The sequence below is a fragment of the Xylanibacillus composti genome (assembly GCF_018403685.1).
Taxonomy (GTDB): Bacteria; Bacillota; Bacilli; order Paenibacillales; family K13; genus Xylanibacillus; species Xylanibacillus composti.
Genome location: NZ_BOVK01000041.1, coordinates 1 through 16471, shown reverse-complemented (window position 1 = coordinate 16471; position 16471 = coordinate 1). Strand labels below are relative to the sequence as shown.

16 protein-coding genes, 1 pseudogene and 1 other annotated feature (1 of these 18 cut by a window edge) are annotated in these 16471 nt (G+C 53.6%); of the genes and pseudogenes, 13 read left to right on the top strand and 4 right to left on the bottom strand.

The genetic code is table 11. The features are described 5' to 3' along the window. Positions 1-24: a binding site (T-box leader), on the top strand (it extends 242 nt beyond the left edge of the window). 89 nt (positions 25-113) lie between these two features. The 4 genes from hisS (at position 114) to XYCOK13_RS14560 (ending at position 5511) form a co-directional block, all read left to right on the top strand. Then, positions 114-1367: a histidine--tRNA ligase gene (hisS, locus tag XYCOK13_RS14575; protein ID WP_213412897.1), complete on the top strand. Its 1254-nt coding sequence runs from the start codon at positions 114-116 to the stop codon at positions 1365-1367. A 31-nt stretch (positions 1368-1398) separates the two neighbouring features. Further along, a complete protein-coding gene (aspS, locus tag XYCOK13_RS14570) occupies positions 1399-3180 on the top strand; it encodes an aspartate--tRNA ligase (RefSeq protein ID WP_213412978.1) in 1782 nt (593 codons plus the stop codon). Positions 3181-3252: 72 nt separating this feature from the next. Further along, complete coding sequence (locus XYCOK13_RS14565) at positions 3253-3996, top strand: tRNA threonylcarbamoyladenosine dehydratase (RefSeq protein ID WP_213412896.1); 744 nt, start codon at positions 3253-3255, stop codon at positions 3994-3996. 201 nt (positions 3997-4197) lie between these two features. Further along, positions 4198-5511: a replication-associated recombination protein A gene (locus tag XYCOK13_RS14560; RefSeq protein ID WP_213412895.1), complete on the top strand. Its 1314-nt coding sequence runs from the start codon at positions 4198-4200 to the stop codon at positions 5509-5511. A gap of 272 nt (positions 5512-5783) precedes the next feature. Here the strand turns inward: XYCOK13_RS14560 and XYCOK13_RS21950 are convergent. Together XYCOK13_RS21950 and XYCOK13_RS21945 are read right to left on the bottom strand one after the other, a co-directional pair. Then, positions 5784-5891, bottom strand: a pseudogene (locus tag XYCOK13_RS21950) (TetR/AcrR family transcriptional regulator); the annotation flags it as partial. A gap of 277 nt (positions 5892-6168) precedes the next feature. After that, entirely contained in the window at positions 6169-6354 is a 186-nt protein-coding gene (locus XYCOK13_RS21945) for an Lrp/AsnC ligand binding domain-containing protein (protein ID WP_244865183.1), read from the bottom strand. A 61-nt stretch (positions 6355-6415) separates the two neighbouring features. Here XYCOK13_RS21945 and XYCOK13_RS14550 point away from each other — a divergent pair, with 61 nt between their 5' ends. Continuing rightward, the gene (locus XYCOK13_RS14550) at positions 6416-6628 is read left to right on the top strand and encodes an oxidoreductase (RefSeq protein ID WP_213412894.1); all 213 of its coding nucleotides are present in this window, start codon (positions 6416-6418) and stop codon (positions 6626-6628) included. Positions 6629-7318: 690 nt separating this feature from the next. On the opposite strand, the gene mnmA is transcribed toward XYCOK13_RS14550, so the two are convergent. Beyond that, complete coding sequence (mnmA, locus tag XYCOK13_RS14545) at positions 7319-8440, bottom strand: tRNA 2-thiouridine(34) synthase MnmA (protein WP_213412893.1); 1122 nt, start codon at positions 8438-8440, stop codon at positions 7319-7321. A gap of 181 nt (positions 8441-8621) precedes the next feature. On the opposite strand from mnmA, the gene cymR reads away from it, so the two are divergent. The 4 genes from cymR to XYCOK13_RS14525 all read left to right on the top strand — a co-directional run bounded on the left by cymR (position 8622) and on the right by XYCOK13_RS14525 (position 11700). Next, positions 8622-9041, top strand: a complete 420-nt coding sequence (gene cymR / locus XYCOK13_RS14540) for a cysteine metabolism transcriptional regulator CymR (RefSeq protein WP_213412892.1) — start codon at positions 8622-8624, stop codon at positions 9039-9041. Positions 9042-9055: 14 nt separating this feature from the next. Then, on the top strand, positions 9056-10198 hold the full coding sequence (locus XYCOK13_RS14535) for a cysteine desulfurase family protein (RefSeq protein WP_213412891.1): 1143 nt from the start codon (positions 9056-9058) through the stop codon (positions 10196-10198). A gap of 73 nt (positions 10199-10271) precedes the next feature. Continuing rightward, positions 10272-10493 carry a YrzR-like zinc ribbon domain gene (locus tag XYCOK13_RS14530; protein WP_506017130.1) on the top strand — a complete coding sequence of 74 codons (222 nt, stop codon included), beginning with the start codon at positions 10272-10274 and terminating at the stop codon, positions 10491-10493. A gap of 136 nt (positions 10494-10629) precedes the next feature. Then, positions 10630-11700 (top strand): AI-2E family transporter, encoded by a 1071-nt coding sequence (locus tag XYCOK13_RS14525; protein ID WP_213412890.1) that lies wholly within the window; start codon positions 10630-10632, stop codon positions 11698-11700. Here the strand turns inward: XYCOK13_RS14525 and XYCOK13_RS14520 are convergent. After that, complete coding sequence (locus XYCOK13_RS14520) at positions 11697-12320, bottom strand: GNAT family N-acetyltransferase (RefSeq protein WP_213412889.1); 624 nt, start codon at positions 12318-12320, stop codon at positions 11697-11699. The genes XYCOK13_RS14525 and XYCOK13_RS14520 overlap by 4 nt on opposite strands. 343 nt (positions 12321-12663) lie before the next feature. On the opposite strand from XYCOK13_RS14520, the gene alaS reads away from it, so the two are divergent. The 4 genes from alaS to XYCOK13_RS14500 all read left to right on the top strand — a co-directional run bounded on the left by alaS (position 12664) and on the right by XYCOK13_RS14500 (position 16429). Beyond that, positions 12664-15303, top strand: coding sequence for an alanine--tRNA ligase (gene alaS, locus XYCOK13_RS14515; RefSeq protein WP_213412888.1), 2640 nt, complete (start codon positions 12664-12666; stop codon positions 15301-15303). Between the two features lie 97 nt (positions 15304-15400). Continuing rightward, positions 15401-15661: an IreB family regulatory phosphoprotein gene (locus tag XYCOK13_RS14510; protein ID WP_213412887.1), complete on the top strand. Its 261-nt coding sequence runs from the start codon at positions 15401-15403 to the stop codon at positions 15659-15661. Positions 15662-15718: 57 nt separating this feature from the next. Beyond that, the gene (ruvX, locus tag XYCOK13_RS14505) at positions 15719-16132 is read left to right on the top strand and encodes a Holliday junction resolvase RuvX (protein WP_213412886.1); all 414 of its coding nucleotides are present in this window, start codon (positions 15719-15721) and stop codon (positions 16130-16132) included. A 9-nt stretch (positions 16133-16141) separates the two neighbouring features. Next, positions 16142-16429 (top strand): DUF1292 domain-containing protein, encoded by a 288-nt coding sequence (locus XYCOK13_RS14500; RefSeq protein ID WP_213412885.1) that lies wholly within the window; start codon positions 16142-16144, stop codon positions 16427-16429. The last annotated feature ends 42 nt before the right edge of the window (positions 16430-16471 follow it).

Genomic DNA, 16471 nt, shown 5'->3' with positions numbered 1-16471 from the left:
GTGTATCGATCTCTCGTCCCTGACTACACATGTAACAGGGGCGGGGGATTTTTTATTACACCGGTGAAATGCCGCAACGATGCTGCGCCGTGTCAAGGATAGGAGGAATGACAATGAGCTTTCAAAAACCGAAGGGCACGCAGGATTTGCTTCCAGGGGTTGTGGAGAAGTGGCAGCGCTTTGAAGCGACGGCCCGCAGTTTGTGCGACCGTTTTGGGTATAAGGAAATTCGGACTCCCCTGTTTGAGCAAACAGAGTTGTTTCAACGCGGTGTAGGGGAGACTACGGATGTCGTATCCAAAGAAATGTATACATTCGAGGACAAAGGCAAACGCAGTATGACCTTGCGGCCGGAGGGGACAGCGGGCGTAGTGCGTGCATTCGTGGAGAACAAGCTGTATGGAGATCCGGATGTGACAAAGCTGTACTATATGGGGCCGATGTTTCGGTACGAACAGCCGCAAGCAGGGCGCTACCGGCAGTTTCACCAATTCGGCGTCGAGGCTTTCGGCTCGCAGGAACCGTCCATCGACGCGGAGGTCGTGGCGCTCGGCTATCGCTTCTATCAGGAATTGGGCTTGCAGGGCGTGCGTGTCGAGTTGAATTCTGTCGGCAATCCGGAGAGCCGCGCCGGCTACAGAGTCACCCTGCAGGAATATTTGCGCCCTATGCTGGATTCGCTGTGCAAGGACTGCCAATCGCGCTTCGACAAAAATCCGCTGCGCATTCTGGATTGCAAGACGGATGCTCACCGGTTCGATGATGCGCCCTCGATTCTGGACAGCCTGGATGAGGAAAGCGCGTCGCACTTCGCAGAGGTAAAGGAGCATCTGGAAGCGATGGACATTCCCTATACGGTCAATCCGAAGCTGGTGCGGGGGCTGGATTATTACACGCATACCGCATTCGAATTCAAGGCGGAGGGGATTGGCGCGATCGACACGATTGGCGGAGGCGGCCGCTATAACGGTCTCGTAGGCCAAATCGGAGGACCAGACCAGCCGGGTATCGGGTTCGGCATCGGCATTGAACGGGTTCTGCTGATTATGGAGCAGCAAGGGGTTTCAGTTCCAGCGGGCGAGCCTCTGGATGTGTATGTCGTGGCCATGGGCGAGCAAGCTTCCAAATATGCTGTGCCGCTCTTGTACCGTTTGCGGGGCCAGGGCTTGCGGGCGGAGAAGGACTACTTGTCGCGCAAGATGAAAGCTCAGCTTAAATCGGCCGATCGTCTGCACGCCCGCTACGCCGCGATCCTCGGCGACGATGAGCTCGAGCGGGGAGAAATTACCGTGAAGCATCTGGAGAACGGCGAGCAAGTCTCTATTCCGATTGATCAGCTTGGCAGTTACGTGAAACAATCCAATTAGTGGTTCAATGAAAGGGGAAGCCAGAACAATGATGTTACGAACACACGAATGCGGTACATTGACGAAAGCCCATGTGGGCGAAACGGTCACTCTGAACGGTTGGGTCCAGCGCAGACGCGATTTGGGCGGAGTCCTGTTCATAGACCTTCGGGACCGAAGCGGTATTATGCAAATTGTATTTAACCCGGAATTTTCGGGAGAAGCGCATGCAATTGCCGACAAAGTGCGGAGCGAATATGTGTTGGCTGTCAAAGGCACTGTTATTGAACGCTCGCCGGACACGTACAATCCGAATTTGCCCACTGGCGAAATTGAAATGCGTGTGACCGACATTGAAGTGCTGAGCAGTGCCAAGACGCCTCCGTTCTTCATTGAGGACGGCATTGACATCGATGAGTCCATCCGCTTGAAGTATCGCTATCTGGATCTGCGCAGACCGGAGATGCAGCAGACGCTGATGCTGCGTTCCAAAGCGGCGAAGATCTTCCGCGATTACCTGGATGAGCACGGCTTTATCGATGTGGAGACGCCGATCTTGACGAAGAGCACGCCGGAAGGCGCGCGCGATTATTTGGTTCCGAGCCGGGTGCATCCGGGCGAATTTTTCGCCTTGCCGCAGTCTCCTCAGATTTTCAAGCAGCTGCTGATGGTCGGCGGGATTGAACGCTACTATCAGATTGCCCGCTGCTTCCGTGACGAGGATCTGCGCGCCGATCGCCAGCCGGAGTTCACACAGGTCGACATCGAGACCTCCTTCCTTTCTCAGGAGCAGCTGCATGAGCTGATGGAGGAGCTGATGGTGCGCTTGTTCAAGGAAACTATCGGCGTGGATATACCGAGACCGTTCCAGAAGCTCACTTACAAGGACGCGATCGACAAATACGGATCGGATAAGCCGGATCTGCGCTTCGGCTTGGAGCTGGTGGAATTGTCGGATCTGCTGGCGAACTCTGGCGTAAAGGTGTTTGCGAACGTAATCGCAAACGGCGGCCAGGTGAAGGCGCTGAATGCCAAAGGGTGCGGGACGTGGAGCCGCAAGGAAATTGACGATCTGCTGCCGTTCGCAGCCCGCTACGGGGCGAAAGGTCTTGCCTGGATTCAGGTGAAGGAAGGGGAAATGCGCGGCCCGATTGTGAAGTTCTTCACCGAAGAGGAGCTGCAGGCAGTGAAGGACCGCGTTGGCGCCGAAGAGGGCGATCTCATCTTGTTCTCTGCCGACAAGCCGAAGGTCGTAGCAGATGTCCTGGGCAACTTAAGGCTGAAAATCGGGCGCGAGCTCGGATTGATTGACGACTCGGTCTACAAATTCGCCTGGGTGGTAGACTTCCCGCTGTTGGGGTATGACGAGGAAGCGAAGCGCTATGTGGCCGAGCATCATCCGTTCACCCGCCCGCGCGAGGAAGACGTGGCGCTGTTCGATACCGATCCCGGCAAGATCCGGGCACAGGCATATGATCTGGTCTTGAACGGCTACGAGGTAGGCGGCGGTTCCATGCGGATCTATCAGCGGGAAGTGCAGGAGAAGATGTTCAAGGCGCTTGGCTTTACGATGGAGGAGGCGCATGAGCAGTTCGGCTTCCTGTTGAACGCATTCGAATACGGCACGCCTCCGCATGGGGGCATGGCTTTCGGCTTCGACCGCCTGATCATGCTGCTGGCCGGACGCACCAACTTGCGCGAGACGATCGCATTCCCGAAAACGCAAAGCGCATCCGACTTAATGGTTGATGCGCCATCCGAAGTATCGGCCAAGCAGCTGGAAGAGCTGTCGGTGCGGGTAGCGGTTCAGAAGCCCGCCGAGCCGAAATCGTAAGATCGGTTTTATGCGAATCCGGCAAGCCGGCTTCGCTCGCATAGAGCAGCAAGAGGAAGGAGGCCGTATCAGATGCTGCACCAGTATTCCAGAACAGAGCTGGCCATCGGACCGGAAGGGCTGGCGAAGATGAAGGCCAGCACCGTTGCGGTGCTGGGAATCGGCGGTGTAGGCGGCATAGCGGCTGAAGCGCTGGCACGGACTGGCATTGGCCGCATCGTATTGATCGACAAGGACGTTGTGGACATTACGAACGTCAATCGCCAAATACATGCGCTGACCACAACGGTAGGACAGCCGAAGGCTGAATTGATGCGCGACCGGATCAAGCTGATTGACCCGGCATGCGATTGCATTGCGCTCAAGATGTTTTACACGGAGGAAACCTACGAGCAGATCTTTGCCTATCCGCTCGATTACGTAGTCGACGCTTCCGATACGATTTCGTACAAGATTCATCTGATCAAGGAATGTTTGAGCCGGAATATTCCGATCATCTCCAGCATGGGAGCGGCCAACAAGATGGACCCGACCCGGTTCCAGGTGACGGATATTTCCAAAACCCACACAGACCCGGTGGCGCGGGTTGTCCGGCAGAGACTCAGAAAGGCGGGAATCCACAAAGGAGTCAAGGTCGTCTTCTCCGATGAGGAGCCGTTGAAGCCGCGTGTGGATGTGACCCAGCGCATCGTGCCGGAGAATGCACCGGAAATTCGCAAGGCGCAGCAGCCACCGGCAAGCAACTCGTTCGTGCCGCCGGTGGCAGGGCTGATCATGGTTAGCGAGGTTGTGAAGGATTTGCTGGCAAGGAAGTAACGAAGGCAGGAAAGGCTGCTTGCGTCCACTGCGCAGGCGGCCTTTCTTGCGCATTTTCCGCATATATTAGGAGAAGGCTTCGCCGCTCGCTGCATGGCGAGGACAGAACGCAAGCAGGCAAGAAACACGGTTTGAAATGACTAACATATGTTCGTATAGTATAATGGATGCAGCAAACATGCGTGCAAAGGAGAACTGGCCGTGGATTTGTTTTCATACAACGAGGCTCGCCAGTCGGCACCGAAGCTGCTGGCAGATCGGATGCGACCTGAACGGATTGAAGACTATATCGGACAAGAGCATATCGTAGGCGAGGGCAAGCTGTTGCGGAGAGCCATAGAGGCAGACCAGGTTTCCTCAATCTTGTTATACGGCCCTCCGGGCTGCGGGAAGACGACCCTAGCGCATATTATCGCGAAGCGTACCAAAGGGGACTTCGTTCGCTTGAATGCGGTGGACGCTTCGGTTAAGGACGTGCGAGAGGTGATCGAGCAGGCGAAGCAAAATCGCACCTTCTATGATAAGAAGACGATTCTTTTCCTCGATGAGGTGCATCGTTTCAACAGTGCGAGGCAGGATGCTTTGCTGCCTGCTGTGGAACAGGGAACGATTATTTTCATCGGCGCAACGACAGAAAATCCGTTTCATTACGTGAACGGAGCGCTGTTGTCCCGATCAACGTTGTTTCAATTGGAGCCGCTAGGCCGCGAGCATGCTCTGGAGGCTATGCGGCGAGCTCTGCTTAACAAGGAACGAGGCTTGGGCGAGCTGCCGATTGAAGTGGAGGAGCAGGCGCTTCAGCACTTGGCTGATATGGCCAACGGCGACATTCGCAGAGCGCTCAATGCGCTTGAGCTCGCCGTGTCGACGACGGCTCCGGGGGAAGATGGAGTGATTCGGGTATCGCTGGCAGTAGCGGAGGAATCGATACGCAAGCCGACAGTGCGCGCGGATGAATCGACGCAATACGACGTGCTCTCGGCATTTCACAAAAGTATACGAGGATCAAGCGATGCCGCTTTGTTCTGGTTTCTGTACGCTGTCGAAAAATTGGGGATGGACCCGAGAGTGTTCATTCGTCGTTTGATCGCCGCGGCAAGCGAGGATATCGGCCTGGCCAACCCTCAGGCTTTGGTACAAGCTGTCTCGGCGCTGCATGCGTACGAAGCGTTAGGGTGGCCGGAAGGACGGTTGAACATTTCCCAGGCAATACTATTTGCTGTCGAAAGCCCGAAGTCGAATGCTGTCACGAATGCGATTGGCCGGGCAACGGCCGCCATAGAAGAGCTTCGTTCGGCTGAGGTTCCGCTGCATTTGCGGGACACGCACTACAAGGGAGCCGAGAAGCTGGGCCATGCAGGATACAAGTATCCGCATGATTATCCGGGCCATTACGTTGACCAGCAGTATTTGCCGGATGCGATTCGCACGATGCACTTTTACGAGGCGACCTCCCAGGGCACGGAAGAGAAGATTCGGCAAAACCAGGAGAGGCGCCGCGGCCAAGGGAAATGACACTGGCCTGCGCAGCAAGCAAAATAGAGCTATCCCAAAAGTAATTCAGACTGGTGGGATAGCTCTTTTTGTGAAGGGCACGGGGTGTCGTTTGTTTGATGCAAAGCCTTGCAGCGTGTAAATTGGACGTATGGATTCACAATTCCTATCCTATCAGCCCACAAGAAAGGAGGCGCAGATAGCCAATACGAACACGGATAATACCCAAATTCGCCCATTGGCCTCATATTGGACCCTTCTTTCGTTTTTCACAAGAAAACCTCGTTTCAAACTTATTCAAGCAACGAAAGCGTTGTCTCAATACTATTTCGGATAAATGCCCGATCGGGACGTGATTTCAATAATACGGTAAGTCCTATTAATGAAACGACCAACGTCTGCTCGCTGTATCCATGTACGTTCTGGAAAAGGATCGTAAGGAAGTACGGCAGCGCGCCGAACGTTCCCATAAAAATGAAAGTAATCATAACGCCCGCAACCAGGTTGCGATTTACTAATACATGTACTGGAGGTCACTTTTGCCACGGAGTTAATCGATTGTGTTTGTTAAAGGAGGATTGGTCTTCATTTGCCATGTACGATAGATAAGAGAGGCAAGCCTTACATGTACGAGAAGAGCCTTCATTTCAGTAACTGAGATGAAGGCTTCTGCTACTTTTAATCCATTGTTGGAAGAATATCTTTATTCTCAATGGGTGTGGACATGACGATCAATGTTGTGGAATTTCCGTATTTGCCGCTGCTGTTAATAAATGCTTCCAAGGTTTGCATCGTATCGGTAACAACTTTAATCAGGTAGTTGTATTCCCCGCTAATACGATGAACCTCGACAACGTCGGGAATCTCCCGGCAGAAGGCGAGGAAGTCCTCGCAATGCTCAGATGCAATTCGCCGCCAGTGCGGAATGCTTACTGCAGCCGTTGGGCTTATTTTAACAGGAGTGCAAGCTGAGGAGATTTTGGGCGAAGGAAGCGCCGATTTGATTGCCGTCGGGCGCGCAATGCTAAGAGACCCGTTCTGGCCGCGATCCGCTGCCGAACAGCTTGGCGTGACAATTCCGGAGCCAAGATCTTATGAGGGATTCTGGTTTCCTCGCGGATTCACCGAAGGCGGATAAAACGAGGAATAGGGAGGTGTGGTTCTATACGCCCCCGTATGATTCAAACTGCATCGACAATGTACGAACACACGTATTTTGGCTGGCATGACGCTTCTGTCTACACTGTCGATGGATTCACCGCGGTTTCTCAATACGCTGTACATGATTTTGGTTGGCATGAGGATTGATTCCAGCTATGCTGGCGCTGGTTGCTGCCTTCTTGATGAGCAAGGAGAAGCTGGACCCAATAATAGAAGTGACAGGTCACTAAGATAGGCAAAAAATGAATGTCCGCAACATTGCTGCTGGCGCTGCAAGCAAAATAGAGCTATCCCGGAAGCCTGTAATTCAGGCTGATGGGATAGCTCTTTGTGTGATAGTCCTCTTGCTAATTTGTACGATATATCACTCAAAGTCAGTCTAACATCGTGCGTATTTTCAACTTTTATACGTTTTTTCGTTCATGATTGGCCGATTTCCTCAACAAACCGATGATTTTATACGTTTTTTCGTTCATGATTGGCCGATTTCCTCAACAAACCGATGATTTTATACGCTTTTTCGTTTAGATATCGATGTCAAAGCCATTGATCATGAGGCTTTATGTGATGTTTCGTACAAGCTTCGATGATTCACATGCGACCCCTTGTACATGTCTGTTGCTAATCGTTTCCACCGACAGGTTTTTGGTGAACGTTCCTTCGTCTCTCAGGAATGAAGCGCAGGCTGATGTTTCAGCACCGTTTCGATTGTGCCGCCGCCGAGGCACCGTTCCCCGTCGTAGAACACAACAGCCTGTCCCGGAGTAATGGCCTTCTGCGGCTTGGCGAAGGTGACCCGGTATTTCCCGTTGTCTGACAGCTGCACGGTGACGTCTTGATCTGGTTGACGATACCGGAATTTCGCCGTGCATCGAAATTGCTCCGCGGGCGCATGCCCGGCAATCCAGTTTACCCCGTCGGCATCCAACGCATAGGAGAACAGGACGGGATGGTCATCGCCTTGCACGACGATGAGACGATTGTTGCCGAGATCCTTGTCTGCGACAAACCAGGGCTTGCCGTTGCCTGATCCGCCGATTCCAAGCCCTTGCCGCTGTCCCAACGTATAATACATCAGCCCGTCGTGGCGGCCTTTGACCTCGCCTTCCGGCGTGACCATATCCCCGGGTCTGGCGGGCAAATACTGACTGAGGAACTCCTTGAAATTCCGCTCGCCAATAAAGCAGACGCCGGTGCTGTCCTTCTTGCGGGCGGTGGCCAGTCCCGCCTCTTCGGCGATGCGCCGAACCTCGGCTTTCGGCAAATGTCCGATCGGGAACATGGCCATAGCCAGTTGTTCCTGGTTAAGCGCGCTCAGGAAGTACGTTTGGTCTTTGCCCGCGTCCACGCCGCGCAGCAGCACTCGGCCGCCATCCTGATCCTCGACTCTCGCATAATGGCCTGTTGCCAAATAATCCGCGCCGAGCTCCTTCGCCTTCTTCAAGAAGTCTCCGAACTTGATCTCGCGGTTGCACATGACGTCCGGATTCGGTGTTCTGCCGCGGCGGTATTCTTCGAGAAAGTACTCGAACACTTTTTCGTAATATTCCTTCTCGAAGTTGACCGTGTAATAAGGAATGTCGATTTGCGCGCATACGCGGCGCACATCCTCTGCATCCTCCTCGGCAGTGCAGTAGCCGAATTCGTCTGTGTCGTCCCAGTTTTTCATAAAGACGCCGATTACCTCGTAGCCTTGCTGCTTGAGCAGCAGGGCGGTGACGGACGAATCGACGCCGCCGGACATGCCGACAACAACTCTATGTGAACGGTTGGATTTGTTTCCTGTCATTTTCCTCGCTCCTTTCCCCTGTTATTGTACCATAAGCTCAGATTTTTTTATAAAAAAAGAGGATTTTTATATCCACACTTCTTGGACATGTGATAACATAGATACGACATGGAGATAATGGAGATTTATGGACATTCTTTTATCGATTGTTGGACAATCTATTGCGTAATGAGGTGTAACCTTGAAGATATCAACGAAAGGCCGTTATGGCCTGACGATCATGATGGAATTGGCAGCAAATTTCGGAGAGGGGCCTACCTCCTTAAAGAGCATAGCCGAGAAGCATCAGCTTTCTGAGCATTACCTGGAGCAGCTGGTAGCGCCGCTGCGAAATTCCGGACTTGTAAGGAGCATCCGCGGCGCTTATGGCGGGTACGTCCTGTCCAAGGAAGCAGACAAGATTACAGCGGGAGATATCATTCGCGTTCTGGAAGGGCCAATCAGTCCTGTCGATTTCGAGGAAGAGGACGATCCCGCCAAGCGGGATTTGTGGCTGCGCATCCGCAACAGCATTGCCGATGTGCTGGATTCCACTACTTTGGCTCATCTGGTGAATTACCAGGACGAAGGGAAATATGAGAATTACATGTTCTACATTTGAGACAGGTGGTTGACATGGAAGGCATTTACTTGGATTACGCAGCAACAACGCCTGTACATCCCGAAGTTTTGGAAGCGATGCTGCCCTATTGGACGAAGCATTTCGGCAACGCATCCAGTCTGCATGCATATGGAAGAACTGCGCGCAATGCCGTCAATGAAAGCCGGGACCTTCTGGCTGACTTGCTTCGCTGCAAGCCGAACGAGCTTGTCTTCACGGGCAGCGGCACGGAAAGTGACAATTTGGCGATTTTGGGCACCGTCCGCGCGTCGGAGCGGGGGAAGCATGTCATCACGACACAGATTGAGCACAGCGCTGTGCTGCAGGCGTTCGCCCAACTGGAGCGCGAGGGATTCGAGGTAACCTATGTGCCTGTTCGGGCTGATGGCCGCATCGATGCAGAGGATGTCATCCGTGCAGTGCGTGCGGACACGGCATTGGTCAGCGTCATGCTTGGCAATAATGAGACCGGCATGCTGCAGCCTGTTGAAGCGATTGGCCAGAATTTGCGCGCCCGCGGTGTGCCGTTCCATGTCGATGCCGTCCAGGCTCTCGGCAAAGTAAGACTGAATCTGTCCGAATTTCCGGCTGATCTCGTCACCCTATCCGCCCACAAGATCAACGGCCCGAAAGGGATAGGCGCTCTGGTTGCCAAGCGTTCCGCGCGGATCGAGCCGCTGGTGTTCGGGGGCTCGCAGGAGCGCAAGCTCAGGCCGGGTACGGAAAGCGTGGCGGCTATTGTCGGCTTTGCCAAGGCTGCGGAATTGGCCTTGCGCCGACTGGAGGAGAACATTACGCATCTTCGCGATTTGAAAATGACGTTTTGGACAAGCTTGCAGGCAGCGCTTGCAGGCGGAGACTGTTATGTCAACGGCACGCTGGCAAATAGCCTGCCGCACATCTTGAATGTCAGCTTTCCGGGCGCCAAGACCGAAAGTCTGCTCATGAATCTGGACTTGGCCGGCGTTGCGGCATCTGGCGGCTCCGCCTGCACAGCAGGAGCGATTCGGCCATCCCATGTGCTGCAGGCGATGAACGTGTCTGAGGAGCGGCTCGTTTCCGCTGTGCGGTTCAGCTTTGGATATTCACAACGTTCACAGGATGTTCACAATGCAGCTGAAATCGTTGCAACGTGCGTCAATCGTCTGCGTATGTAACAGTAGAACAAAAAAATAGGCTGGCTACGTTTATGTCGTTGCCGGATTGGTTACAAGGATAATATATAAATTGATGGATAGGGTGATGAAGGTGAGATGTCCGAATTGCAATTCGAAAGACATTGGAAAAATCGGTTCCCACCAGTTTTACTGCTGGGGTTGCTTTATTGAATTGACGGTAAACGGAGAGAAGATGTCCGTCTATCAAGTCGAGGAAGACGGTACGCTTAGTTCCCTGGACGATTTATTCTTCGAGGATGAAATCGCTGGTCAGGAAGTACATGCATCGCAATAACAGGAGAGGGCTGTTTGCGCCTTAAGGGCGCGGACAGCTTTATTTTGTTCAGGAGCCTTTGCAGGGCAGAGACGAGTTTTGCGATTAAATTCTATAGGTTGGACATATACTGGTAAGGAGCAAGGAGGTCCGGCCTATGGAACGTTTTTGGCATAACCGCACGCTGCGGATCATGGCGTACGTGCTGTTCGGATTGGCGATTATAATCATGCTTCAGCATGTATCCCCGATCCTGTCATGGATTTACGGAGTGGCGAAAGCGGTACTGGCTCCTTTTTTGATTGCAATGATCATTTCATATGTGTTGAATCCGATTGTGAACGTCCTGCACAGCAGAAAGGTGCCCCGAACAGTAGCGGTGCTGCTTATATATGCTAGCTTTATTGTTTCGCTGACGGTGCTGTTCATGAACATGACGCCGATGTTTATGGAGCAGCTGCGCGAGCTCAATGAGCATATGCCCGAGCTGACCATGCGGGCACAGAATTTGGTGAACGGCATACATGAGAGCAAGGCGCTCCCCGACAGTGTCCGGGATGGCATCCAGCAGTCGCTGGCAGGGATGGAGAGAGCGGTCAGCCAGAGCATCTCAGGGTTTATCAATCGAATCGGCAGTACGATCAATACGTTGTTTCTCGCGTTTATCGTTCCGTTCCTGGCTTTCTACATGATGAAGGACTTTCAATTGATTGAGCGCTCTGCGCTGACTTTCGTACCCAAGAGCAAGCGAAAGGAAATCGTCACCTTGTTGAAGGATATCGATAACGCGCTTGGCAATTATATCCGTGGTCAATTGCTGGTTTGCGTGATTGTGGGAGCCTTGGCGTATGTGGGGTATATGATTATCGACGCCCCCTATCCGCTGCTCCTTGCCAGCATTGTGGCTGTTTTCAATATAATCCCGTACCTGGGCCCTTTCTTCGGTGCGGCGCCCGCGATTGTGATGGCCTCTACCGTTTCATTCAAGCTGGTGCTGATGGTCATTGCGGTCAACCTGATCGTACAAGTGCTGGAAGGCAATGTGGTTTCTCCGCAAGTGGTGGGACGGACGCTGCATATGCATCCGCTGCTGATTATCTTTGCCGTGCTCGTGGGCGGCGAACTGGCCGGAATCCCGGGACTGATCCTGGCCGTGCCGCTGTTCGCCGTGATGAAGGTCATCATCCAGCATGTGACTAGCTATTATTCGCGGAATCGGACTGCCTAACCGAATGCGGGATTGGTCCATTCGACCAATACTGCTTTGTTCATCGATTCCTCATCGTCGAGGTAGTTATCCAGGACGGCTACAGGGTGCAGTCCCTGCTTCAGCATGAAGCTCAGTACTGTGTCACGCAGTTTGCCGGCTGCAACGGCCTCTACATATTCGTTGGCATCCATTTGCTGCGCAAACTGATGGTAGCCGGGAATGCGGCAGCCTGCCAAGTAGCGCTTCAGCCCCAGCTTCACAACCAGCTCCTTGCGGGCTTCATAGAGCTTCTGCGCAACGCCTTGCCCGCGCCAAGACGGCCTGACGCAAACATCGATCCCATAGAGGCTGTCACCGTTCGGCTGGTGACTGTTGCGAATATATCCGTTGTCCGCAACCTCGGCCCATGTGTGAGGCTCATGGCGGTGCTGGACGATCAACGATGTGGCGGAACCGACTACAATGCCGTCCGCTTCAGCAAGCATGGCCCCTTCCGGAAAGGTTTCCACATGAGCGGCGATCTGCTCACGGCTCCACCACAGCTCCTCCGGGAACGGGGGAGGGAAGGCTTCCCGCTGGACATCAAGCAGCTTGTCATAATCTTCGAGGGTATAGGGACGAATAAGTATCGGGGTCACTTCCGGCTCAGCTCCTTCGCTTCATCCGGGTGGAAGCGGCCAAGCTGCAAGCCAGGCGCGGCATGGCGCTTATTGACACCGCAGGTAGCCAAAGGTATAATTTTGGCTAGGACTTTTTCCACCCGATGATTCTAGAATCGTCCCTGCAGGCAGGGACTTTTTTACATTATAGAATTTATAGATTCTTCGATGCAAACCCCCGGTCTCCGCGAAAGTCAGAAGCTTTTGCTTCATTTTCGTGGGTTTGAAGTATCCGGGCCCCGCGAAAGTAACAGGAATAAGCTTCGAAGCTTTTGCTTCACTTTCGTGGGATTTTTTAAATATACCATGCGGAGGCATAAAGATGAAATCCAGTGAAATTCGACAAAAATGGCTCGATTTTTTTGCTAGCAAAGGTCATAAAATTGAACCCAGCGCATCCCTTGTGCCGCACAACGATCCGTCACTGCTGTGGATCAATGCCGGGATGGCGCCGCTAAAACCGTATTTCGACGGCCGGGTCATACCGGATAATCCGAGAATAGCGAATGCGCAGAAGTGCATTCGTACCAATGATATCGAGAATGTGGGGAAGACGCGCCGCCATCATACCTTTTTTGAAATGCTGGGGAACTTCTCCATCGGCGACTATTTCAAGGAAGAGGCTATTGCCTGGGCGTGGGAATTCTTGACCGACAAGCAATGGATCGGCTTCGATCCGGACAAGCTCTCTGTCACCATCCATCCCGAGGATGAGGAGGCGTTCCAATTATGGAACGAAAAAATCGGCTTGCCGGCAGAACGCATCTACAAGCTTGAGGAAAATTTCTGGGACATCGGAGAAGGCCCATGCGGCCCTTGTACGGAGATTTTCTATGACCGCGGGGATGCTTATGGCGACTTGTCCGATCCGGAATGCTGGCCAGGCGGCGAGAATGAGCGGTTTCTGGAAATCTGGAATCTCGTATTTTCGCAATACAATCATAACAAGGACGGCTCTTACACGCCGCTGCCGAACAAAAATATTGATACCGGCGCAGGACTGGAGCGCTTCACTTCCATTTTGCAAGGCGTAGACTCCAATTTTGACACCGATTTGTTTCTGCCGATCATGCAGGAGACGGGGAGAATTGCCGGGAAGCGCTATGGCGAGAACAGCGAGCAGGACGTTGCATTCAAGGTGATCGCCGATCACATTCGAACGGTAGCTTTTTCCGTTGGGGACGGGGTGCTTCCTTCCAACGAAGGCCGCGGCTATGTCATCCGCAGATTGCTGCGTCGGGCTGTGCGTTACGGGATTGTGCTGGGTATCCAAGAGCCGTTCCTATATAAGCTTGTTCCGACTGTGGAAGACATCATGGGCGCGCATTATACAACCTTGGCGGAACAGCGTGCGTTTATCGTCAAGGTTATCCGTACGGAGGAAGAACGCTTCCACGAGACGCTGTCGGAAGGACTCGCGATTCTCGGTCAAGTCGTGGAGCAAGTGAAGAATGTGGGCGGCGACCGAATCGGTGGAGAAGACGCCTTCAAGCTTTATGACACGTATGGTTTCCCGCTCGATCTGACTGAAGACTATGCTGCCGAGCATGGCCTCCTGATCGACCGCGAAGGCTTCGAAGCGGCGATGAACCGCCAGCGCGAACGAGCCAGAGCGGCGCGGCAGGAATCGGCCAGCATGAGCGTACAGGGCGGACCGCTGGCCGAGTATACGGATAAAAGCGAGTTTGTCGGGTATAATGATTGGGGTATCGAGGCAACGGTGCAAGCGATCATCCAAAACGGTCAGTTTGTGGATCGCGTGGAAGAAGGCGCGGAATGCCAGGTGATTCTGGACCGCACTCCGTTCTATGCGGAGAGCGGCGGTCAGGTGAGCGATAAGGGCATTTTCTCTAATGATCGGGCTCGAGCGGCAGTGGAGGATATGGTGAAGGCTCCTCACGGCCAGCACGTGCATGTGGTCAAGGTGACTGCCGGCGCACTGCAGAAGGGTGATCGGATTGAAGCGCTGTTGGACAAGGCAATGCGTGAAGATATTATCAAAAACCATACCGCTACTCATCTTCTCCACAAGGCGCTGAAGCAGGTGCTGGGCACTCATGCGAACCAAGCCGGCTCGCTGGTGGCGCCGGAGCGATTGCGCTTTGACTTTTCGCATTTTGGGTCCGTGACGCCGGAGGAGCTGCAGCAAATCGAGCGGATGGTCAATGAGCAGATTTGGAACAATGTCCAGGTGCAGATTGACCACAAACCTATCGATGAAGCGAAAGCAATGGGCGCGATGGCTTTGTTCGGCGAGAAGTACGGCGATATTGTCCGGGTTGTGCAAATTGCAGATTACAGCATCGAGCTGTGCGGCGGCTGCCACGTTGGCGCGACATCTCAAATCGGGCTGTTCAAGATCGTAAGCGAATCGGGTATCGGCTCGGGCGTAAGACGAATCGAGGCGGTGACTGGCCGTCATGCCTTCCGCTATATGGAGGAGCAGCTGGAAATGCTTGAACAGACGGCCGGTCTGTTGAAGGCGCAGCGTTCCGACGTGCCGAAGCGTGTAGAAGGCCTGCAGCAGCAAATTCGCGAGCTGCAGCGCGAGAACGAATCGCTGCGCGCCAAACTAAGCAAAGCGGAGGCGGGATCGCTTGCCGATCATGTTCGCGAAGTCGCGGGCGTGAAGCTGCTCGCTGCTTCCATTGATGGAGCGGATATGGACGGTTTGCGCAATCTTGCCGACGAGATGAAGCAAAAGCTCGGCTCGGTCGTCATCGTGTTGGGCGCGGCAAGCGGCGATAAGGTCAACTTGGTAGCGGCCGTTACAGAGGACTTAACCAAGCAAGGCTTCCATGCGGGCAAGCTGGTGAAAGCTGTCGCTTCCATTTGCGGAGGCGGAGGGGGCGGCCGTCCCGATATGGCTCAGGCAGGCGGCAAGGATGCGTCACGATTGGCCGAAGCGCTGAAGCAGGCGGACATTTTGGTGCAAGAACAGGCCGCAGCTGCAAAGCATTAGAAATCTCACCGCGTTCATGCTATACTTAATGGAAAGATCAAGAAGGTGACAGCTGCATCGAAGCGCCTATTCGGAATGTGGACGGGAGGTACTGGCTATGAGTTCCATGGACAAGACAATGAAGTATAGCGGCAGAGCGGAAGAGGTCACGACCTCGCCCAACGAGGTTCTCTTGGCGGTTTACGATGCTTTGCAAGAGAAGGGCTATAATCCGATCAACCAGATCGTAGGTTATTTGCTTTCCGGGGACCCTGCATACATTCCGCGGCACAACAATGCCCGAAGCCTGATCGGTAAGCATGAGCGCGATGAATTGATTGAGGAATTGGTGCGTTCCTATCTGCATGAGAAGCGATAGGCCCGTCATAGGCCGATGGGCTTGCCCATCGGCCTTTCAACGGAACAGGAGCGAATAATGAGAATATTGGGTCTCGATTATGGTGATCGTAAGATAGGCGTTGCTGTCAGCGATGCGTTCGGCTGGACCGCGCAAGGAGTGGAAGTGCTGAATCGGACTGCTTCCGAGCAGGATCTGGAGCGGCTGCGGGAAATCGTGGAGCAGCATGAGGTAACCGAAATTGTGCTGGGACTTCCCAAAAATATGAATGGTTCCATTGGACCGCGTGCTGAGATATGCATGGCGTTCGCCGAGGAGCTTAAGCATGCGCTCGGCCTGCCTGTAACGCTGTGGGACGAAAGGCTCTCCACGGCGATGGTGGAACGGACACTCATAGCTGCGGACATCAGTCGAAAAAAACGAAAACAGGTTGTCGACAAAATGGCGGCAGCCGTCATTTTGCAAAGCTACCTGGATACCAAACCGAAATGAGGTGCGCATATGAATGGACAGCAGAAGCCGGAGGAAAGCCCAGAGCTGATCTATATCCCAGATGAGCATGGGAATGAGGAAGAGTTCGAGATCATCATGACATTCGAGGTGGACGACTCCGACGCGAAGTACATGATGGTCGTGCCGACGGACGAGAACAGCGAAGAGGCAGACGAAGTCTACGCTTTTCGGTATGAAGAGGATGGAGACGATCTGAAGCTGTACACGATCGACGACGAGGAAGAATGGAATATCGTCGAAGAAACGTTCAATACTTTGCTCGAGGAAGAGCTATAGAGCGGCGTGCCGCTCTTTTTTCTTGAAATAATACCGGGCCCC